The sequence below is a fragment of the Spirillospora sp. CA-108201 genome (assembly GCF_050936235.1).
In the GTDB taxonomy this organism is placed as follows: domain Bacteria; phylum Actinomycetota; class Actinomycetes; order Streptosporangiales; family Streptosporangiaceae; genus Spirillospora.
The window spans coordinates 2,433,462-2,454,436 of record NZ_JBNJNE010000001.1; the positions used below are offsets into that span (position 1 = coordinate 2,433,462).

The following is a 20,975-nucleotide window of genomic DNA, read 5'->3' on the forward strand; positions in this document are numbered from 1 at the left end:
GAAACCACAAAACTGGAAAACACTGGAAGTGTCGGGAAGTACCTGTACTGTCTGCCGCATGTCCCGGCCCCCCGGCGCCTCCACCCCCGACGAGCTGGAGGCGCGCATCGCCCGCCTGCGCGCCGCCGTGCGCCGGGCCATGGCCGGGGGCGACCGGGCGCGGGCCCGCGAGCTGCGCGCCGAACTGCGCGAGGCCGAGACCGCGTGGGACGACGCCGTCCTCGGCGACGTCCCCGTGTCGGGCGCCCGCCGCGACGTGGACGACGGCCCGCGCGGCCTGCTGCCCGTCCGGGAGCAGGTCCACCAGGCGCTCACCCTCCTCGGGGCCCCCGCCGCGCCGAAGCTGATCGGGGCGGTGTACGCGGCGTTCTTCCCCGGCGAGATCCCGGGAAGCCGCCTGACGAGCCTGCGCCGCGACGAGGAGCGCTCCTTCCGCACCGCGCCGTACGCGCGCCCCTACTACCTGTGCGCCGCGCTGACCGCCGACCTGCTCGCGCCCGCGCGCGGACTCCTCACCGTGAGCACGTGGCCGCTGGAGCAGCGCGTCGTCGGGCCGCTGAGCCCGCGCACCGATTTCCTCACCTGCGCGCTGCGCCTGGCCGAGCACGCCGGGCGCGGGACGCCGTCGCCGGACGTGCAGCGGCTGCTGTGGCGTTTCGCGTCCAACATTCCCGGTGCGGGCACCGGTACGGTCGGTACAGTCGATCCGGCCGTGCTCGCCGAGGCCGCCCGGGCCGAGCTGGACGTGCACCGCGACCCGGACCAGCGGCGGCGCGAGTCGGCCGCGGCACGCGCCAGGGAGAGGCTCGACGACGCCGAACGTCTGTTCGGCACCCGGCTGCGGGCCCTGCGGGATCCCGGCCGGCGCCCCGCCATCAACGGAGAGACGGACCGATGACCGACACCGCGCCGGACCTGGACCGGCTGCGCGGCGACGCGCGCCCGCGCAACCACGACGCCCGCACGATCGCCGCGCTCACGTCCAATCCGGGCTGCGCGCGCCGCGGGGTGATGGACGCGGCGGGCGTCGACAAGGACGCGGTGGCGCGGGCCCTGGGGTTCCCCGCGCCGTTCGGCCAGTCCCAGTTCGCGATCACGCGCGGGAACGCGTTCGAGGCGCAGGTGAAGGCCGACGGCTGCGCGGAGCTGCTGACGCTGCTGCGCGAGCGGCTCGGCCTGGCCGTTCCCGAGGTCGCCTACGACGACCTGGAGGTGGTCGCGGGCAACGAGGGCCGGGAGTTGCGGCACTCGCGCACGCGGCGGCTGGTCGCCCGCGCGCTGGAGACCGGCGAGGGGACGCTGTTCGACCACCCGCTGCTGCGGCTGGAGATCGCCGGGCGGCCCGCCTACCTGGAGCCGGACGTGATCGCGTTCCAGCTCGAAGGCCGGATGCACGTCATCGAGATCAAGTCGTTCGCCGTGGTGGACGGGCAGGCCGAGCCGGAGCAGGTCGCGGCGGCGGCCCGCCAGTCGGCGGTGTACGTGCTGGCGCTGCGGCGCCTGGCGGTGGAGCTCGGGCACGACCCGGCGCGGGTGTCGCACGAGGTGTTCCTCGTCTGCCCGGAGAACTTCTCCAACCGCCCCACCGCGACGCCGCTGGACGTGCGGCCGCAGCTCGCCGTCCTGGAACGGCAGCTCGCGCGCCTCACCCGCGTCGACGACATCCTCGCCGAACTGCCGGACGACCTGACGTTCGAGCCCGGGGAGGCGCTCGCGGAGTCCGTGCGGACCGTCGAGGCGCGGTACGCGCCCGAGTGCATGGCGGGCTGCGAGATGGCGCTGTTCTGCCGGGACGAGGCGCGGGCGTGCGGCGCCACCGGCGCGCTCGGCCGGTCCGTCCGCGACGACCTCGGCGGCCTCGACACGATCGGCGCCGCGCTCGCGCTGGCGGACGGGTCGCTGCACCCCTCCGACGACCTGGCGGAGACGGCCGAGCAGCTGCGCGCGGCGGCCCGGCTGCGCGACGAGGCGCTGCACGGGGCCGCGTGATCCGCCCATGACCGCTCTGTCCTCGCTCGCGCGGCTGCAGGCGGCGGACGCCGGGATCGCGCAGCCGCTCGCGACCGTGCGGCACTGCCACGTCTCCGGCGCCCCGCTCGTGCTCGTCCCGCTGAAGCTCGCCGGGGAGGCGGCGGCGCCGCTGGCCGTGATGCTCGGCGGCGCGCCGGACGACGCGGCGGTGCTCGTCGTCCCGCAGCCGCGCAACCGCGACCTGCGGTTCGCCTTCGCGGCGACGTTCGCCAAACTGGTCCTGAACCACATCGAGACGAGCCGCGGGCCGGTGGAGGAGCTGCCGCCCGGCAAGGACGGCGACGAGCGGATCCGGTACGGGGACGCGCCGCAGCTGCTCGTGCCGAACCGGGGCGGCGTCGCGTTCCTGCGCATGGTGGGCCGGTCGACGCGGTTCCGCAGCACCGAGGGCCCGTACGCGGTGGACCCGGCGGTCCCGGTGCTCGGCCGGTGGCTGACGTGGTTCGCCGACCGCCACGACCATCCGGGGTCGTCCCTGCTGGGGGCGGTGACGGAGCTGCTGCGGCTGCACTGGGCGACCGGGCAGAGCTCGCTGGAGGACGGCAACCTCGCCGCGCTGATGGGCTGGATCGACCCGCCGGACGGCCTCGACGGCCCCGCCGCGGCGGCCCGCGCCGAGGACCCGGTCGTCTGCCCGCCCGCGGGCCCGACGACCGACCCGACGTTCGACAACGAGGTCCTCGCCCCCGCCATCGCCGCCTACGACCGGTCGGGCGGGGCTCCCGCCGCCGAGGAGCGGCTGCGGACCGCGATCGCGAGCCAGCTCACCCCGACCTGGGAGCTGATGTGGCGGGCGGTCGACCTGCTGCGCGCGCTGCCGGAGGGGGCGAGCGTCCCCCGCCGCTGGGAGCGCGACCGGGACGCCTTCACCTATTACCACCAGACGTTCGGCGAGGCGTATCCTCAGGCGCGCCGCGATCCGCCCGTCCGCGCGGCGCGGCGGCTGCACGACCTCGAACGCGCGCAGGACGCCTACGACGCGCAGCGGGCGTTCGACGACCCCCTGGTGATGGCCGAGCACCGGCTGGCCGGCCAGGCGTTCGGCGGGACGGTCACCGAGTGCGACCCCGCACGGCTGGACGAGACGGGCAAGCGGCCGAAGCTGCGCCCGCTGCTGCGGGTCGGCACGCGGGACCCGGTGCGGCTCGACGTCGGCACGACCGTGTGCAGTGCCGCCAGACCGGCGCTCAAGGGGAGGATCGTGGAGTTGGACGACGGCGGCGTGCTGCTGGAGCTGACCGGCGGGATGGGCCGCAAGCTCACCCCGGAGGCGGGCGCCGTCCCCGAGGTCGGCGACCGGGTGTGCTTCACCTCGTTGACGGAGGGCTCGTTCGGCGCGGCGAGGTTCCCCGACCGGGAGGACACCCCCTGGACGCACGGCGGGCCGCCCGCTGAGTACGTGCCGACCCACGAGGACGCCGAAGAGGAATGGTCGTGACCGGTCAGGCGGGCCGTCACCTGGTGGCGGCGCGGGACCCGGAGCCCTCCCTCGCTCCGGGCGACGCCGCGGCGCGGGTCGTCGACGGCGTCCTGGCCGACCTCGGCGGCGGGCACCGCGGCGTGGTGGTCGACTCCCCGCCCGGCGCGGGCAAGTCGACCCTGGTGGTCCGCGCGGCCGCGCACCTGGCCGAGGCCGGCGAGCGGCTGATGATCGTGGCGCAGACCAACGAGCAGGTCGACGACCTCATCGACCGGATCGCCGCGAAGCATCCCGGAATCACGCTCGGCCGGCTGTCGGCGTCGGGCTACGTGCCGTCCGAACGGGTGATGGCGCACCCGTCGGTCCGGGTGGCGCAGAAGGCCGACGACCTCGCCGAGCGCACCGTCGTCATCGCGACGGGCGCGAAGTGGGCCACGCTCTCGGACGGGTCGTGGCCGTGGGCGATCGTGGACGAGGCGTACCAGATGCGCTCGGACCTGCTGCTGCGCATCGCCGGGCGTTTCGAGCGGGCGCTGTTCGTCGGCGACCCCGGCCAGCTCGACCCGTTCTCCACCGTCGAGGTCGAACGCTGGGCGGGCCTGAGCTGGGACCCGATGCGCAGCGCCGTGTCGGTCCTGCTCGCGCACAATCCGGAGCTTCCCGTCCACCGGCTGCCGGTGTCCTGGCGGCTGCCCGCGTCGGCGGCGCCGGTGGTCTCGGACGCGTTCTACCCGTTCACCGGTTTCCGCGCCGGCACGGGCCCGGGCGACCGGAGGCTGGAGTTCGCCGCGCGCGGCATGGGCACCACCTACGACCACGCGCTCGAAGAGGCGGCGGCCACCGGCTGGGCCCTCTACGAGCTGCCCGCCCGGCACACGCTGCGCACCGACTCCGAGGCCGTCCGCGCGACGGCGGCGCTCGCCGTCCGGCTGCTGCAGCGCGGTCCCGTCGCGCACTCCGAGCTCGGGTCGAACCCGGTGGACGCCGCACGCGTCGCGATCGGCGCGGCCCACCGCGACCAGGTCACCGCGATCCGCGCCGCGCTCGGCCCGCACGGCGAGGGCGTCACCGTCGACACCGCCAACCGGCTCCAGGGCCGCGAGTACGACGTGACGGTCGTGCTGCACCCGCTGTCGGGCCGCCGCGACGCGACCGCGTTCCACCTGGAGTCGGGGCGGCTGTGCGTGCTCGCGTCGCGGCACCGCCACGCGTGCGTCGTCGTGGCGCGGGCAGGCATCCCCGAGCTGCTGGACGCGCATCCGTCCGCCGAGCCGGTGCACCTCGGCGTGCCGGTCAAGTTCCCGGACGGGTGGGAGGCGAACCAGTCGGTCCTGGCCCACCTGGCCAGGCACCGCGTCGCCGGCGCCTAGAAGACTGTTGAAGATCTTGGGGTTCTGGTCCCGTCGCGGATGCGGTGGGGTCAGTGTGGTGTGTTGTGGTGATGGGTGAGTGGGCTGGGGAGTCGGTCGGTCCGGATGTGTGGGAGACGTGCCGGGAGCTGATCCCGGCCAGGAGCGTGTTTGCGTTCCTGGCCGAGCATCGGCAGGCGTTGTTCCCGGTGGAGTTGTTCGCCGACATGTATCCCTCGGCCAACGGGCGGCCGTCGATGCCGCCGCAGATTCTGGCCGCGGCGATCACCTTGCAGGCACTGCACGGGTTGTCTGATTTCGAGACGGTGCAGGAGTTGCGGTGTGACCTGCGGTGGAAGGCCGCGTGCGGGTTGGGTCTGCACGACACCGCGTTCGATGCGTCGCTGCTGGCCTACTTCCGTCGTCGGCTGGCGCGTTCGGCGCGGCCGGACCGGGTGTTCGAGGCGGTCCGGCGGGTCGTCCAGGCGACCGGGGTGCTCAAGGGCCGGCAGCGGCGGGCGCTGGACTCGACCGTGCTGGACGATGCGGTCGCGACCCAGGACACCGTCACCCAGTTGATCGCCGCGGTCCGGGCGGTGATCCGCGAAGTGCCGGGAGCGGCCGGGGTGGCCGCGGCGGCGTGCACCGCGCACGACTACACCGATCCGGGCAAGCCGCGCATCGCTTGGAACGATGAGCAGGCCCGCGCCGGCCTGGTGGACGCTCTGGTCGGTGACGCGCTGCGGTTGCTGGGGCATCTGCCCGAGCAGGAACTGGGCGAGCGGGCCGCGAACGCGGTCGGGATCCTGGCCCTGGTCGCCGGGCAGGACGTCGAACCGGCCCAGGGGTCCGACGGCCGCGACGGACGCTGGCGCATCACCGACGGCACCGCCCCGGACCGGATGATCTCGACCGTCGACCCCCAGGCCCGGCACGTGCACAAGACCCGCAGCCACCGCCAGGACGGCTTCAAGGCCCACCTGGCCGTCGAGCCCGAGACCGGCTTGTTCACCGCCGTGGCCCTGCGGCCCCGGCGCCGGGGCCGCCCACCACGAAGCCGTCGTCGGCCTGGACCTGCTCGCCGTCGAGGACACCCCGGTGGAGGTGTTCGGCGACACCGCCTACTCCACCGCCTACTCCACCGCCTACTCCACCGCCTACTCCACCGGCGACGTCCGCCACGCCCTCACCGCCGCCGGGCACCGGCTGTTCATCAAGCCCGCCCCGCTGCGGCCCGCCGTCCCCGGCGGCTTCACCCTGGACGACTTCGCCATCGACACCACCAACGGCACCGTGACCTGCCCCGCCGGGCACACCGCCCCCTTATCGGCCCCGGGCGGGCGGCACCACCAGCGCAAAGCCGTGTTCGGGAACCGGTGCACCGGGTGCCGGCTGCGCGAGCGGTGCACCAACGCCAAGACCGGCCGGATCCTGACCATCCGCCCCCACCACGACCTCCAAGCCGCCGCCCGCCGCCAAGCGGCCGGCGATCCGGACCGGCAAGCCGACTACCGCCGCTGGAGACCACCGGTCGAACGCGCCATCGCCTGGCTCGTCCACCACGCAAACCGCCGCCTCCGCCACCGCGGCACCATCAAAGCCGACGCCTGGCTCCACACCCGAGCCGCCGCCCTCAACCTCCGCCGACTCATCAACCTCGGACTCACCCGAACCAACGACACCTGGCACCTCTCACCAGCCGGCACATAACCACGAGGGGCTTGTCCGGCCCACAGCCGGACAAGCCCCTCGCGCAAGATCTTCAGCAGTCTTCTAGAGATCCTTCTATGTTCGTCAAGCTCGGCTGATGGCCGTGTCGGTGGTGTTGAGGAGTCGGTAGATCTGGCGGGCTAGGTAGCGTTTGAGGCAGCGGCGGATCTCTTTGGTGGTGCGGCCTTGGGCCCGGCGTCGCTCGACGTAGGCGCGGGTTTGCGGGTCGTGGGTCATGCGGGTGAGGACGGCGATGTGCAGGGCTCGGTTCAGGCGCCTGTCGCCGCCGCGGTTGAGGCGGTGGCGGACGGTGTTTCCCCAGGACGCGGGGATGGGGTTCACTCCGGCCAGGGCGGCGAACGCGGCCTCGGAGCGCACCCGGCCGTGATGCGACCAGGCGGTCAGGCAGATGGCGGCGGTCACGGGCCCGATGCCGGTCTTGTTCAGCAATGGTGCGGCCTGGCTGGCCTGGACGAGCTGGGTCATGCGGGCGCCGTTGGCGGCGATCTGTTCGTCGAGTTCGAGCACGCGTTTGGCCAGCCGTATGGCCTCGGTGCGGGCGGTGGCAGCGCCCAGTTCCTCATCCCGAGCACGCCAGCGGGCCACCGTGGCGATCTGTGTGCCGGTCACTGGCTTGCGGGCATCGATACCCAGGTCGACGACGCGCAGGAGCGCGATCAGCGCGTTGAGGGTCGCGGTGCGTTCGGCCGTCATGTGGTCGCGGGCGGTGACCAGGACCCGCAGCGCGGCCCGCACCCCCTCGGCCAGGCGCGGGCGGCGCAACTCGCGGGTGTCCAGGGCGAGGACGGCGGCGGCGATGCGTTGAGCATCCAGCGGGTCGGACTTACCGATCCCGTGGTTGGCGCGCGCGTTCATCCGGGCCGCTTCGACCACCTGATAACCGGTCCGCTCGACCAGGGCTGCCAGACCGGCACCGTAGGACGCCACGCCCTCGATCACCCAGAGTGCGGCCAGGTCCGCGCCGGTGCGGCGGGCCGCCCACGCGATGGCGCGGGCCATGCCCGCCGCCGTGGTCGGGAACTGCCCGGTGTCGATGACCTCACCGGTGGCGGCAAGGATCGCCAGGACGTGGTTGCGGGCGTGGGTGTCGACGCCGATGACGAACGGGTGAGTTTGCGCGACGATGGCCACAGCGGCTCGGGTCCTTCCTATCCCAGGTACAGCGGTCCGGCCGCCGGCGGCCGGCGCCGGTCTGGATAGGAGTCACTTCGGGGCAGCACTGTGATGAGTCGCGCCCATCGGGCGGACAGCCTTCTGATCAGGTCACCGAGGTGGGCCAGGACGGCGTCGGCCGCCCCCGCCCCGGGACGGACAGATCTCTAGAAGAGCACCCCGGAAGGGGCCGAGCCTGTCTCGAGTCACGTCCAAGGTCGGAGCAGCCGACACCATCCTTGCCAGCCGATCCCAGACCAGCCAGCACAAGACTCACAGCCTGTCTCGAAGCGGCCTCGGCCACGCGCGCGAACGCGTGACCTGGCCGGTGGAGCGAAGCCGGAGGCGAGCGGAACCGGGCAGATCGCGAAGCGATGCCGCGTTCGCCCAGGCCCGGTCACGCAGCGAGCCGCAAGGCGAGCGAAGAGGGCCGGGGCTTTGAAACACAGCCTAGTCGGAGCGCTCCGCGGCGGGTCGGGCCCGGCCGGCGGTCGCGGCCCAGCGGCCGTGATGCCGGCTGATGGTGATCGGGTGGTCGAAGCACGCGCTGACCAGCTCGGTCGTGAGGACGTCGCCGGCCGGCCCGGAGGCGAGCACCTGCCCCTCGCGCAGCAGCAGGGCGTGGCTGGTGCTGACGGGCAGCTCCTCCAGGTGGTGCGTCACGAGCACGGTGGTCAGGTCGGGACGCTCGGCGCGCAGCTGGTCGATGCCGGCGAGCAGCCGCTCCCGGGCGGCGACGTCCAGGCCGGTGGCGGGCTCGTCGAGCAGCAGCAGCGGCGGGTCGGGCATCAGCGCCCGCGCGATCAGCGTGCGCCCGCGCTCCCCCTGCGACAGGTTCGGCCAGCGGGCGCCCGCGCGGGGCGTGAGGCCCATCAGCGCGATCAGCTCGTCCGCACGGCGCAGGTCCTCGGCGGCCGGCGTCCAGCGCGGGACGAGCTCGATGGTGCCCGTCACGCCGGTCAGGACGACCTCGCGCACCGTCCGCGCCGACTGCAGGGGGTGCCGCGGGTCGACCTGCCCGATCAGCCTGCGCAGCTCCCCGACGTCCACGCGGCCGAGCCGGCGCCCGAGGATCTCCGCCGTGCCGCGCGTCGGGTGGGTGTAGGCGCCGAGGATGCCGAGCAGCGTGCTCTTGCCGGCCCCGTTCGGGCCGATCAGCGCCCAGTGCTCGCCGCGCAGCACCGTCAGCGTGACGCGGTCGAGCAGCGTCCGCCGCTCGCGCACCAGATCGATCTTGTCGGCGTTCAGCACGACGTCGGGCACGGGGACTCCGTTCGAGAGCGCGAAATGAGGGCACGCGGGTGGATGTGCGGCGTGCGGACGCGGGAGACCGGGGTCGCCGGAGCGAGAGCGTCGGTGATGGGTCCTCAACGTACCCGAACGCCGCGGCCTGGTACGAGCGAGGCGTCCGGCCGGATACTGTGAGAGCCGGTGCCTCAGCGATCGGGGAGGGACATGGAGGACCTCGGCTTCATGTGCGCCCGCTGCGGCGGCGAGGTGCACGACGTGACGCACAACCGCGAGGGCTCGCTCGACGGCGTCGGCTACCGCCACAACCGGCGGGTCGAGCCGTGGGACCACGAACTCGAACTCGCGGTCGGCGAGCCCGCCCCGCTCGACCAGGCATGCGACTTCTGCGGCGTGGCCGCGCCGCGCTGGCTCTACTACCCCACGCTCGACCCCGACGACACCGACATGTTCGAGGTCGAACTGGACACCACGCACCTGTCGGACGACGACACCGCCGTGGCCGTCCTCAACATGCTCTACCCCTGGTACGGATGCGACACGTGCTCCGTCCTCGTCGCCGACCGCAACGTCGACCTGCTCATCGCCCGGGCCCTCGACCGCACCCCCGTCCCCGCGGACGGCCCCGTCGACGAGGACACCGTCCGCGCCCGCCTGCGCGGCTCCCTCTCGGTCTTCTTCACCACCCGTCCGGGCAGGCCGCAGCCTTCCCGGGCCGTGTAGCGCGGCGGGTACCGGCTACCCCCGGGGGGTGGGTTGTCGGTGGGGCTCAATATGATCGGTCCCGTTTTGGTTTGGCGGTAGTGAGCACGGGGGATGGACAATTGATCATCGAGAGGCGGTTCCACGGGCCGGACGGGTCCGGGAACGGCGGATACGTGGCGGGGCGCCTGGCGGGGAGGGTGCCGATCGACACGGTGACCGTGACGCTGCGGCGGCCCCCGCCGCTGGACACCGAGCTGGCCGTCACGGTGGAGGACGAGCGCGGGCACAGCGCGCGGCTGTGGGACGGCGACCGGCTCGTCGCCGAGGCGCTCGCGGGGGCGATCGTGGTGCCGCCCATCGCGGCCGTCCCGTTCGAGGAGGCGCTGAGGGCGGCGGAGAAGTACCGGGCGGCGGAGAACCACCCGTTCCCGGGGTGCTTCGTGTGCGGGCCGGAGCGCGAGCCCGGCGACGGGCTGCGGCTCGAACCGGGGCCCGTCGCCGACGACACCGTCGCGGCGCCGTGGGTGCCCGACCGGATGCCCGAGCGCGAGCTGGTGTGGGCCGCCCTCGACTGCCCCGGCGGCTGGTCGTTCGACGTGGCGGGCCGCCCGGCGGTCCTCGGCACGATGACGGCGCAGGTCATGGACGTGCCGGACGCGGGTGAGCGGTGCGTCGTGATGGGGCTCGCGCGCAGCCGCGAGGGCCGCAAGATGCACGCGGCGACCGCCCTGTACGGGGCGGACGGGCGGCTGCTGGGCCGCGCCGAGCAGATCTGGATCGAGGTCGATCCCGAGACGTTCGGGCGCTGACGGTCCGGCCGACGATCCGATGGGCGGGGCCGCCTGGGCCCGCCCATTCCGGCGGTCTGTGTCGTCCGACACTGTCACTCGCACCGGATCCGCTGTTCAATCTGAGCTTCCGCGGAGAACGGGAGGCGGATCGATGCGCGGAGACGGGTTACTCATTCTGGGGCTGGCGGCGCTGGCCGTGTACACGGGGGCTTACTGGGAGCGCGCACGCCGCGCCGCGATGGACCTGGGGCGCGACCATCGGAGGGTCCCGGCACCGCGGCGGACCGCGGTGAGGGAGCGCGACCAGGTCCTGGCGTCCGCCGCCGTGGCGGCGCTGGCCCTGGTCCTGGTGGTCGGCCTCGGCTGAGTGAGCCCGGACGGCGCGGCCGTCCGGGCCTGGGCGGTCAGTGACCGGTGAACAGGGGGTCCTCCCGGTCCGCGCCGTTGAGGAGGCGACCGTGGTTCGGGGGGAGGCCGCCCGGTGCGGGCTGGCCGCCCGTGGTCGAGCCCGGCGTCCCGTTCGGGGCCGGCGGCGTGATCGGGGCGGGGGCCCCGAGGGGCACCGGCGCGCCCGGGTGGGGCGGGGGCCGCCCGGGAAGGGGCCGCCGATCGGGGGCGGGCCCGGCGGCACGCCGGGCGCCGCCGGGGCGGGGCCGGGGGCTCCGGAGGGCGGCGCGCCGGGCGGTGGCCCCGGGTGGCCGCCGCCGGACATCCGGCCACCGGGCGGGAAGTTCGACGACAGCGTGTTGTGGGTGAGCTGGTCGATCTGGCGGCGGGCGCGGTCGGCCTCGGCGCGGGCGGCGTCGCGCTCCTCGGCGAGGGCGGTGAGCGCGGCCTGCTGCTCGGCGACCGACTGCGACAGCTGCCGCAGCTGCACCGCCTGGTCGTTGACCTTGGCGTTCAGCTCGTCCCGCTCGGCCGTCGCGACCGTGGCCTGCGCCAGCGCGGCGTCCCGCTCCTTGGCGGCCTCGTCGGCGCGGGCGCCGGCGCGGACGACCTCCGCCTCGGCCTCCGACTGGGCGCGCAGCGCGGTGGTGCGCTCGGCCTCGGCCTTGCTGGCGGCCTGCATGGCGCGCTGCCGCTGCGCCTCGGTGTCGCGCATGGCGTTGCGCAGGTCCTCGGCGCCCTGCTTGGCGACCGCGGCCTCCACGCGCTGCGCCTCGGCGGCGCCCTCCGTCTCGGCGAGCTTGGCGTGCAGGCCGACGAGCTCGGCCCGCGCGGCCTCCAGCGCGGCGAGCAGCTCGGCCTCGCGGGCCGCGACCCGGTCGCGCTCGCTCTCGGCGGCGAGCTTGGCCGTCATGGACTGCTGCGCGATCTGGTGGGCCTCCTCCCACGCCTGCTGCGCGGCGTCGCGCTTGGCGGTGGCGAGCTTGGCCTCCTCGCGGGCGCGCCCGGCGTCCCCCTCGGCCGTCTCGGCGCGCTTGCGGGACGAGACGGCCTCGTGCCACGCCTCCTCGGCCTTGCGCTGGGAGGCGTCGCGCTCGCTCTGCGCGATGGCGAGCTCGCGGGCCGCCTCGGCCCGCACCTCCGCGACGCGGCGCTCCACGCCGGCGACGCTCAGCTCGGAGGTCAGCGAGTCGGCGAGCGCGTCGGCGGCCCGCTCCATCCGCTCGACGATCTCCCATGCCGACGCGACCTGCCCGGTGAGGCCCGGCGCGTCCCGGCCGCGGTCGCGGCGCTCGCGCGCCTCGCGGGCGCAGGCGCCGTCGTTGTCCTGGCAGTAGCGGACGGTGCGGGTGGCGCCGACCGGCTGCGGGACGGGCCGCCCGCAGTTGGCGCACGGCCACACCGTGACCGGCTCGCCCATGCGCGCGACCGTGGTCTCGACGGGCGCCCCGGACCCCGTGCCCTCGTCCGCCGAGCCCTCGGAGACCGCGCCCTGGGGAGCCGCGGCCGCCCCCAAGGGGCCGCTAATGTCGCGCTCTTCGCTATTAGGCATGCAATGAACCTTACGCACCCCCACGCGTCACTGCAGTGACTTGGGTGGTACATGTGGGGGCGCCCACTTCGCGGAAAAGTGAGCGGCGAAGGCGTCGGTGGCCTCGACGAGGAGGTCGCGCGTCCCGGGCTCCCCTCCGCCGTGCCCGGCGTCCTCGACGACGTGGAACCGCGCCTCCGGCCACGCGCGGTGCAGGTCCCACGCCTGCTCCAGCGGCGTCTTCACGTCGTAGCGCCCGTTCACGATAACGGCGGGGATGTGCCGGACGCGGTCCACGCCCGCGAGCAGGCCGCCGGCGGGGAGGAAGCCCCCGTTCGCGATGTAGTGGTGCATGATGCGGGCGAACGCCACCATCACCGCGTCGTCCAGTTCCGGCGGCGGGACGGGCAGGAGCGTGTTGGCCGCCAGTTCCCACGCGGCCCAGGCGCGGGCGGCCGGGAGGCGGACGGCCGGGTCCGGGTGGCCGACGCGGCGGCCGTAGGCGGCCAGCAGGTCGTCCTGCTCGGCGGGCGGGATCGCGTCCCGGAACGCCGCCCACTCGGCCGGGAACAGGCGCGCCGCGCCGGTCGGGGTCAGCGCCCACGCCTCGTCCCACGGACGGACGAGGTAGATGCCGCGCAGCACCATCGCGCCGACCCTGCCGGGGTGCGCCTGCGCGTACGCGAGCGCGAGGGTGCTCCCCCAACTGCCGCCGAACACGAGCCAGCGTTCGATCGACAGGTGCTCGCGCAGGCGCTCCATGTCGGCCACCAGGTGCGGCGTGGTGTTGTGGTCGAGCGGCACCGCCGGGTCACCGGCTCCGGGCAGGCTCCGGCCGCAGTTGCGCTGGTCGAACAGGACGACGCGGTACCGGGACGGGTCGAAGAACCGCCGGTGGTCGGGCAGGGACCCGCCTCCGGGCCCGCCGTGCAGGACCACCGCGGGCAGTCCGTCCGGATTGCCGCAGGTCTCCCAGTAGACGCGGTCGCCGTCGCCGACGTCCAGCAGCCCGGAGTCGTACGGCTCGATCGATGGGTAGTACTCCCGCAAGGCCATGTCCCAGTATCACCCGACGTGATCACGCGTCGTCCCGCCGCCGCTCCCGCGCGCCGCGACCCGCTACCCTCCCGGCATGACGCAGCCGACGTGCACGCAGTGCGAGGGCGAGGACCTCGAACAGGGCTTCATCGAGGACGCGGGCGAGGCCTCGCGCGGCTACTCCCGCTGGATCCCCGGGCCGCTGGAGCGTGGAATCTTCGGCGGGGCCAAGCGCATGGGCCGGCCCCGCTGGCAGATCGACGCGCTGCGGTGCCGCCGCTGCGGGCACCTGGAGCTGTTCGCGCGCACTCCCGCCTAGAGCTGGGCCATCGCCTTGCGGATGCGCTTGTCGGAGACGGGGAAGCGGGTGCCGAGCTGCTGGGCGAAGAGGCTGACCCGCAGCTCCTCCAGCATCCAGCGGACCTGCCGGACCGGCTCCTCCCCGCGCCGGGCCGGGGGGAGCCGGCGCAGCGTCTGGTCGTACTCCTGCGTCAGCACTTCGACCTGGTGCGCGAGCATGCGGTCGCGGCCCGGATTCTCAGGGAGCTTGTCGAGCCTGACCTGGAGGGCGCGCAGGTAGCGCGGGAGATCGGGGAGCCGGGCCCAGCCGGTCGCGGTGACGAATCCCGGGTGGACGAGCGTGCCGAGATGGGCGCGGACGTCGGTGAGCGCCGGGACGAGGGTGAGGCTCGCGGTGCCGCGCAGCCTCCGGTCGATCTCGTGCGCCTCGGCGAGGATCCGCTCGACCAGGCCGACGATCTGGGCGGTCGCGTCGTGCAGGTCGGCGCGGACCCGGTCGTGCAGGGCGCCGAAGCCGCCCTGGTCCCACGCGGGCCCGCCCGCCTCGGCGATGAGCCGGTCGGCCGCGGCGGTGACGCAGTCCTCGAACAGGGCCGCGACCGACCCGTGCGGGTTGTGGCTGAGCGCCAGCTTTCCCTTGTTGGTCAACCGGCCCTGGATGAGCTTCACCGGCGACGGCGCGTTCAACAGGATCAGCCGCCGCGTGCCCAGCCACATCGCACGGCGCTGCTCGGCCTGCGTCTCGTACATGCGCACGGCGACCGTGTCGCCCTCGTCGGTGAGCGCCGGATAGGCCTTGACGTCGTAGCCGGCCTGGTTTCGCTCGTAGGTTCGCGGCAGCTCGCCGATCGTCCAGGCGGTGAGCCCGGACCGCTCGATCGTGGACGCCGCCTTCGACAGCGTCCCCCGCACCTTTCCGGCGAGGCGGCGTTTCAGCTCGTCCAGGTCGGTGCCCTCGCCCAGGGTCCGGCCCGCCGCGTCCACGACCCGGAACGTGATGCGCAGATGGGCGGGCAACCGGGACGGGTCCCACGCCTCGCGCGCGACCGGCACGCTCGTCATCGCGGTCAGCTCGCGCTCCAGGGCGTCCAGCAGGGGCTCGGTGCGCGGCGCGACGCGGTCGAGGATCTTGCGCGCGTAGTCGGGCGCCGGGACGAAGTTGACGCGCAGCTGCTTCGGCAGCGACCGGATCAGCTCGGTGGCCAGTTCGGTGCGCAGGCCCGGCACCTGCCAGTCGAAGCCGGCGGGCCGCACCTGGTTGAGGACCTGGACGGGGATGTGCACGGTGACGCCGTCGGCGTCGGCGCCCGGCTCGAACTGGTAGGTGAGGCGCAGCCGCAGCGCGCCCTGCTGCCACACGTCCGGGTAGTCCGACTCGCTGACACCGCCCGCGGAATCGTTGATCAGCATCGACTTCTCGAAGCCGAGCAGGTCGGGGTCGGCGCGCCGGGCCTTCTTCCACCAGGCGTCGAAGTGCCGCCCGGAGACGACGTCCTCGGGGATCCGCGCGTCGTAGAAGTCGAAAAGGGTCTCGTCGTCGACGAGGATGTCGCGGCGCCGGGCGCGGTGCTCCAGCTCCTCCACCTCGTCGAGCAGGGCGCGGTTGTCGTGGAAGAACCGGTGGTGGGTCTCCCAGTCGCCCTCGACGAGCGCGTGCCGGATGAACAGCTCGCGCGACAGCGCCGGGTCGATGGAGCCGTAGTTGACGCGGCGGTCGGCGACGATCGGCACCCCGTAGAGGGTGACCTTCTCGCGCGCCATGACGGCCGCCTGCTTCTTCGACCAGTGCGGCTCGCTGTGGTTGCGCTTCACCAGGTGCTGCGCGAGGGGCTCGACCCACTCGGGCTCGATCCTGGCGTTGATCCGCCCCCACAGCCGGGACGTCTCGACCAGCTCCGCCGACATCACCCAGCGCGGCGGCTTCTTGAACAACGACGACCCCGGGAACACCGCGAACTTCGCGCCCCGGGCGCCGAGGTACTCCTGCCCGCGCCGCTGCTTGTCCTTCTTGTCGACGTCCATCAGGCCGATGTGGGAGAGCAGGCCGGCGAGCAGCGAGGTGTGGATGCGGTCGGGCGGCGCGTCGGCGGTGTTGAGCGTGACGCCGAGCGACTTGGCGACCTGCTTGAGCTGGCCGTGGAGATCCTGCCACTCGCGGATGCGCAGGTAGTGCAGGAACTCGTTCTTGCACATGCGGCGGAACGCGCTGCCCGACAGCTCCGACTGCTGCTCGCGCAGGTAGTTCCACAGGTTCAGGTAGGCGAGGAAGTCCGAGCCGGGGTCGGCGAACCGGCGGTGCCTGTCGTCGGCGGCCTGCTGGTTCTCGGCGGGCCGCTCGCGCGGGTCCTGGATCGACAGCGCCGCCGCGATGATCAGCACCTCGCGGACGCAGCCGTTGCGGTCGGCCTCCAGGATCATGCGCCCGAGCCGGGGGTCGACGGGCAGCTGGGCGAGCCGGCGGCCGAGCTCGGTGAGGCGCCTGCGCGGGTCCTTCTCGGCCGGGTCGATCGCGCCGAGCTCGTGCAGCAGGTCCACGCCCGCCTTGACGTTGCGGCGGTCCGGCGGCTCCACGAACGGGAACGCGGCGATGTCGCCGAGGCCGAGCGCGGTCATCTGCAGGATGACCGACGCGAGGTTCGTCCGCAGGATCTCCGGGTCGGTGAACTCCGGGCGGGACTCGAAGTCCTCCTCGGAGTACAGCCGGATGCACACGCCCTCGGAGACACGGCCGCAGCGGCCCTTGCGCTGGTTCGCCGACGCCTGCGACACCGGCTCGATCGGCAGCCGCTGCACCTTGAGGCGGTGGCTGTAGCGGGAGATGCGGGCGGTGCCGGGGTCGACGACGTACTTGATGCCGGGGACCGTCAGCGACGTCTCCGCGACGTTGGTGGCGAGCACGACGCGCCGCCCGCGGTGCGGCTGGAAGACGCGGTGCTGCTCGGCCGACGACAGCCGCGCGTACAGCGGCAGGACCTCGGTGGTCCCCCTCTGCCGGGTGAAGTGCTTGGTGAGCGCGTCGGCGGTGTCGCGGATCTCCCGCTCGCCGCTGAGGAAGACCAGGACGTCGCCGGGCTCCTCGCGGCCGAGCTCGTCGACCGCGTCGACGATCGCCTGGACCTGGTCGCGGTCGGGGTCGGCGGACGGGTCGTCCGGGTCGGCGACGGGGCGGTACCTGACCTCGACGGGGTAGGTGCGCCCGGACACCTCCACGATCGGCGCGTCCCCGAAGTGCGCGGAGAACCGCTCGGGGTCGATCGTCGCGGAGGTGATGACCACCTTGAGGTCGGGGCGCCGGGGCAGGATCTCCCTGATGTAGCCGAGGAGGAAGTCGATGTTCAGGCTGCGCTCGTGCGCCTCGTCGATGATGAGCGTGTCGTACTGGCGCAGCAGCCGGTCGGTCTGGATCTCGGCGAGCAGGATGCCGTCGGTCATCAGCTTCACGAGCGTGCCGTCGCTCGACCGGTCGGTGAAGCGCACCTTGTAGCCGACGGTCTCGCCGAGCTCGGTGCCGAGCTCCTCGGCGATGCGGTCGCCGACCGTCCGCGCGGCGAGCCGCCGCGGCTGGGTGTGGCCGATGGAGCCGAGCACGCCCCGGCCCAGTTCGAGGCAGATCTTGGGGATCTGGGTGGTCTTGCCGGAGCCGGTCTCACCCGCGACGATCACGACCTGGTGGTCGCGGATCGCGGCGAGGATGTCGTCCTTCTTCTGCGACACGGGCAGCTGCGGCGGATAGCCGACCGCGGGCACGGCGAGCCGCCGCCGCTCGACCCGCCGCTCGGCGGCCTCGACGTCGGCGGCGATCTGCTCCGCGACCCCGGCCCGGCGGGCGGCGTCCCGCATCTTCTGGACGCCGTCGATCCTGCGGCGCAGCCGGTGCTGGTCGCGCAGCATCAACTGCGGCAGGCGCGCACTCAGGCCGGCGAGCGGCGATTCCACACTCGTCCCCATAACCATCGACAAGGATAGGGTTCCAGGCCTCCCAGGCCCCGCTGACCCCACAACCTTCGCACCGTAGCCGGAACACCCCGCACGGGGCGATCTATTATCCCGTCCTTCCAACGCCGCGTCCGGAAGGCGCATTCCCCCTCCGCGGCGACGTCTCGCACCTGATCCTTCACCGAAAGCCACTGCACCGGCCCTTGTCCGTCATTCATGATTGGGAGACGTGGAGACCCCGATCGCCGCCGGGCGCTACCGGATCGACAGCCACCTCGGATCTGGCGGCTTCGCCTCGGTCTGGCGGGGGCACGACCCCGACCTCGACTCCCCCGTCGCGATCAAGATCCTGGCCGGGCACTGGACGCTGCGCACCGACGTGCGGGACCGGTTCGTCCAGGAGGCGCGGCTGCTGCGCCGCGCCGACTCGCACCGGCTGGTGCAGGTCTTCGACATCGGGGAGCTGCCGGACGGCCGGCCCTACTTCGTGATGACCTACGCCGACCGCGGCACGCTGGCCGAGCGGCTCGCCGACGGGCCGCTCCCGCCGGGCGAGGCGCTGCGCACCGCGCAGGAGATCATCCGGGGCGTGCAGGACCTGCACGACCTCGGCATCGTGCACCGCGACCTGAAGCCCTCCAACGTGCTGCTGCGGTCGGCGCCCGGCGGCGGCGAGCGCGTCATGATCGCCGATCTCGGCATCGCGCGCACCGGTGAGCACCTGTCGAGGCTGACGCTCCCCGCCGGCTCGCCCGGTTACATGGCGCCCGAGCAGACGCAGGTGGACGGCGCTCCGGACAGCCGCGCGGACGTCTACGGGCTGGGCGCGCTGACCCACCACCTGCTGACCGGTGAGCCGCCGGCCGTGCCGCCGCGCCCGCTCGGCCAGACCCGGGCCGCGATCCCGTCGGGGGTCGGCGCGGCTGTGACGCGCGCGCTCCATCCCGACCGGGACAGGCGCTGGGCGTCGGCGGCGGACTTCGGGGAGGCGCTGGCGCGGGCGTCCGGGAGACGCGCACCGGCGCGATCGCGCCGAGGAGGCGCCCCGCGCGGAGCGCCTGCGCGGCCGGCGGCGGGCGGTGGCGGCGGCCGGCGCGGCCGCCGCGGTGGCCGTGGCCGCCGTCGCGTTCGCGTGGCTCCCCCACCGGGACGCGGGCACGGCGCCGGAGGAGCGGAACCGGCAGTGGCTGCGGGCGGGGTCCGACGTCCCCGCCCGCTACCGCGACGTGATCGTCCAGGCCGGGACGTGGTGCGAGCTGCGCGGGCTGAGCCCGGCGCTGGTCGCGGCGATGCTGAAGGCGGAGAGCGGCTTCGACCCGCACCTGTCCGACCCGGCGCACGACGAGTACGGCATCGCCCGGTGGACCCCGCACGTGCTGGTGTTCTGGCAGCCCGGCGGGCTCGACAACCCCGAGCCGAGGCCCGCCCAGATCACGCCGGAACTGTCGATTCCCGCGATCGGCCGGTTCCTGTGCTACTGGGGGAAGGACCTGAAGGACGTTCCAGGCGACCCGGCGCTGATCCTCGCCGCCGCGTACCGCACGTCGGCCACGACCGTCGTGAAGACGAGAGGCGTCCCGGCCAGGTACCGGCCGTACACCGAGAAGGTGCGCCGGTACATGGACGACTACCGGCCGCGCTGAGACGCGGGCGCCGGTCAGCCCGCCCCGTACACCGGTTCGGGGGCGGGGGCCTTCGCCAGGAGGTCCATGACGACGTCGCCGACCTCGGCCGGGGCCCACCTGGCGCCCTTGTCCGCGGCGGGCCCGTGGCGGAAGGCGTCCATCACGCAGATCCTGCCTCCCTCGGCCTCGAAGACCCGCCCGGTGACCTCCCGCGACCCCGCGGAGCCGAGCCAGACGACGAGCGGCGAGACGTTCTCGGGCGCCATGGCGTCGAACTCGCCCTCGGCGGGGGCGGCCATCGTCTGCGCGAAGACCTCCTCGGTCATCCGGGTGCGGGCGGCGGGCGCGATCGCGTTGACCGCGACGCCGTACCGGCCGAGTTCGGCGGCCGCCACGAGGGTCAGCCCGACGATGCCCGCCTTCGCGGCGGAGTAGTTGCCCTGGCCCACGCTGCCGAGCAGCCCGGCGCCGGAGGAGGTGTTGACGACGCGCGCGTCCACGGGGCGGCCGGCCTTGCTCTCGGCCCGCCAGTACCGCCCGGCGTGCTTGAGCGGCAGGAAGTGGCCCTTGAGGTGCACGCGCATGACGGCGTCCCACTCGTCCTCGCCGAGGTTGACCAGCATCCGGTCGCGCAGGAACCCGGCGTTGTTGACCAGGGTGTCCAGCCGCCCGAACGCGCCGGTCGCCGCGGCGACCAGCCCGGCGGCGCCCTCGTCGGTGGCGATGTCGTCGGTGCTGGCGACCGCCCGGCCGCCGAGCGCCTCGATCTCCCGCACGACGTCGTGGGCGGGGCCCCCGGAGGCGTCGCCGGTGCCGTCGCGCGCGACGCCGAGGTCGTTGACGACGACGAGGGCGCCCTGCCGGGCGAACTCCAGCGCGTGCGCGCGCCCGAGGCCGCGTCCGGCGCCGGTGACGGCGACCACCCGGTCCTTGCAGATCATCGCGTTTCCTCCTTGTTGACGGTGGCGGCGTCCAGGAAGGCGGGGCGCTCTCCCCCGCCGTGCACCTGCATCGACGAGCCGGTCACGTAGGACGCCAGGTCGGACGCCAGGAACACGCAGGCGGCGCCGATGTCGTAGGGGTCGGCGAGGCGGCCGAGAGGGACGGTCCTCGCCACCGCGGCGACGCCGTCCTCGTCCCCGTAGTGCAGGTGCGCCAGTTCGGTGCGGACCATGCCGAGGATCAGCGTGTTGACCCGGATGTGCGGCGCCCACTCGACCGCCAGCGACTGGGTGAGGTTGTGCAGGCCCGCCTTGGCGGCGCCGTAGGCGGCGGTGCCCGGGGACGGGCGCACCCCGCTCACGCTGCCGATGTTGACGACCGAGCCGCCCCCGGCCTCCATGATCCGGGGCCGCAGCGCGCGGGCCATGATCAGCGGCGCCGTCAGGTTCAGCTCCATGATCTTGACGTGGGTGCGCAGGGCGCCGTCGGCCACCGGCAGGTACGGGGCGCCGCCGGCGTTGTTGACGAGCACGTCCACGCGGTCGAGGCCGTCCGCGAACGCCTGCACGGCGTCGGGGTCGCGCACGTCCAGCGAGACGAACCGCGCGGTCCGTCCGCCTGCCTCGGGCACCGCCTCCGGCTCGCGGCGGGCGACCGCGACCACGTCGGCGCCCGCCTCCAGGAAGGCGCGGCTGATCCCGGCGCCCACCCCGCGCACGCCCCCCGTCACCACGACGGTCCTGCCCCCGAGGTCGAGCGTCAGCGCCATGCCGCCTCCTGCTCCGATGA

15 protein-coding genes and 2 pseudogenes are annotated in these 20,975 nt (G+C 74.1%); 10 read left to right on the forward strand and 7 right to left on the reverse strand.

Features of this window, described 5'->3' with window-relative positions:
* Nucleotides 1-58: 58 nt before the first annotated feature.
* From ACQEU6_RS11890 to ACQEU6_RS11910, 5 genes and pseudogenes are all read left to right on the forward strand, one after another.
* Nucleotides 59-898 (forward strand): hypothetical protein, encoded by an 840-nt coding sequence (locus tag ACQEU6_RS11890; RefSeq protein WP_499331444.1) that lies wholly within the window; start codon nt 59-61, stop codon nt 896-898.
* Nucleotides 895-1,989: a hypothetical protein gene (locus ACQEU6_RS11895; protein WP_499331445.1), complete on the forward strand. Its 1,095-nt coding sequence runs from the start codon at nt 895-897 to the stop codon at nt 1,987-1,989. Before ACQEU6_RS11890 ends, ACQEU6_RS11895 begins: the two co-directional genes overlap by 4 nt.
* Before the next feature lie 7 nt (nt 1,990-1,996).
* Nucleotides 1,997-3,469: a hypothetical protein gene (locus ACQEU6_RS11900; RefSeq protein ID WP_499331447.1), complete on the forward strand. Its 1,473-nt coding sequence runs from the start codon at nt 1,997-1,999 to the stop codon at nt 3,467-3,469.
* Nucleotides 3,466-4,821, forward strand: a complete 1,356-nt coding sequence (locus tag ACQEU6_RS11905; protein WP_499331448.1) for an AAA family ATPase — start codon at nt 3,466-3,468, stop codon at nt 4,819-4,821. The genes ACQEU6_RS11900 and ACQEU6_RS11905 overlap by 4 nt, the downstream gene beginning before the upstream one ends.
* 71 nt (nt 4,822-4,892) lie before the next feature.
* Nucleotides 4,893-6,510 (forward strand): annotated as a pseudogene (locus tag ACQEU6_RS11910) (IS1182 family transposase).
* Nucleotides 6,511-6,594: 84 nt separating this feature from the next.
* Here the strand turns inward: ACQEU6_RS11910 and ACQEU6_RS11915 are convergent.
* Both ACQEU6_RS11915 and ACQEU6_RS11920 read right to left on the reverse strand, forming a co-directional pair.
* The gene (locus ACQEU6_RS11915) at nt 6,595-7,662 is read right to left on the reverse strand and encodes an IS110 family RNA-guided transposase (RefSeq protein WP_499331449.1); all 1,068 of its coding nucleotides are present in this window, start codon (nt 7,660-7,662) and stop codon (nt 6,595-6,597) included.
* Between the two features lie 471 nt (nt 7,663-8,133).
* Nucleotides 8,134-8,946 carry an ABC transporter ATP-binding protein gene (locus ACQEU6_RS11920; protein ID WP_499331451.1) on the reverse strand — a complete coding sequence of 271 codons (813 nt, stop codon included), beginning with the start codon at nt 8,944-8,946 and terminating at the stop codon, nt 8,134-8,136.
* A 192-nt stretch (nt 8,947-9,138) separates the two neighbouring features.
* Here ACQEU6_RS11920 and ACQEU6_RS11925 point away from each other — a divergent pair, with 192 nt between their 5' ends.
* A complete protein-coding gene (locus ACQEU6_RS11925; protein WP_499331453.1) occupies nt 9,139-9,654 on the forward strand; it encodes a hypothetical protein in 516 nt (171 codons plus the stop codon).
* 101 nt (nt 9,655-9,755) lie between these two features.
* Entirely contained in the window at nt 9,756-10,445 is a 690-nt protein-coding gene (locus tag ACQEU6_RS11930; protein WP_499331455.1) for a thioesterase family protein, read from the forward strand.
* 148 nt (nt 10,446-10,593) lie between these two features.
* Here the strand turns inward: ACQEU6_RS11930 and ACQEU6_RS11935 are convergent, their stop codons facing one another.
* A complete protein-coding gene (locus tag ACQEU6_RS11935) occupies nt 10,594-12,366 on the reverse strand; it encodes a chromosome segregation ATPase (protein ID WP_499331457.1) in 1,773 nt (590 codons plus the stop codon).
* Nucleotides 12,367-12,393: 27 nt separating this feature from the next.
* Nucleotides 12,394-13,395, reverse strand: a complete 1,002-nt coding sequence (pip, locus tag ACQEU6_RS11940) for a prolyl aminopeptidase (protein ID WP_499340151.1) — start codon at nt 13,393-13,395, stop codon at nt 12,394-12,396.
* An 82-nt stretch (nt 13,396-13,477) separates the two neighbouring features.
* Between pip and ACQEU6_RS11945 the strand changes: the two genes are divergently transcribed.
* Entirely contained in the window at nt 13,478-13,702 is a 225-nt protein-coding gene (locus ACQEU6_RS11945) for a hypothetical protein (protein WP_499331458.1), read from the forward strand.
* Here ACQEU6_RS11945 and hrpA read toward each other — a convergent pair.
* Complete coding sequence (gene hrpA / locus ACQEU6_RS11950) at nt 13,699-17,631, reverse strand: ATP-dependent RNA helicase HrpA (RefSeq protein ID WP_499331460.1); 3,933 nt, start codon at nt 17,629-17,631, stop codon at nt 13,699-13,701. The two genes, ACQEU6_RS11945 and hrpA, sit on opposite strands and share 4 nt — an antisense overlap.
* Before the next feature lie 217 nt (nt 17,632-17,848).
* Here hrpA and ACQEU6_RS11955 point away from each other — a divergent pair.
* Nucleotides 17,849-18,424 (forward strand): annotated as a pseudogene (locus tag ACQEU6_RS11955) (serine/threonine-protein kinase); the annotation flags it as partial.
* Nucleotides 18,425-18,698: 274 nt separating this feature from the next.
* A complete protein-coding gene (locus ACQEU6_RS11960; RefSeq protein WP_499331462.1) occupies nt 18,699-19,262 on the forward strand; it encodes a lysozyme family protein in 564 nt (187 codons plus the stop codon).
* 14 nt (nt 19,263-19,276) lie between these two features.
* On the opposite strand, the gene ACQEU6_RS11965 is transcribed toward ACQEU6_RS11960, so the two are convergent.
* Both ACQEU6_RS11965 and ACQEU6_RS11970 read right to left on the reverse strand, forming a co-directional pair.
* Complete coding sequence (locus tag ACQEU6_RS11965) at nt 19,277-20,185, reverse strand: SDR family oxidoreductase (protein WP_499331463.1); 909 nt, start codon at nt 20,183-20,185, stop codon at nt 19,277-19,279.
* On the reverse strand, nt 20,182-20,955 hold the full coding sequence (locus tag ACQEU6_RS11970; protein WP_499331465.1) for an SDR family oxidoreductase: 774 nt from the start codon (nt 20,953-20,955) through the stop codon (nt 20,182-20,184). The genes ACQEU6_RS11965 and ACQEU6_RS11970 overlap by 4 nt, the downstream gene beginning before the upstream one ends.
* Nucleotides 20,956-20,975: the final 20 nt, after the last annotated feature.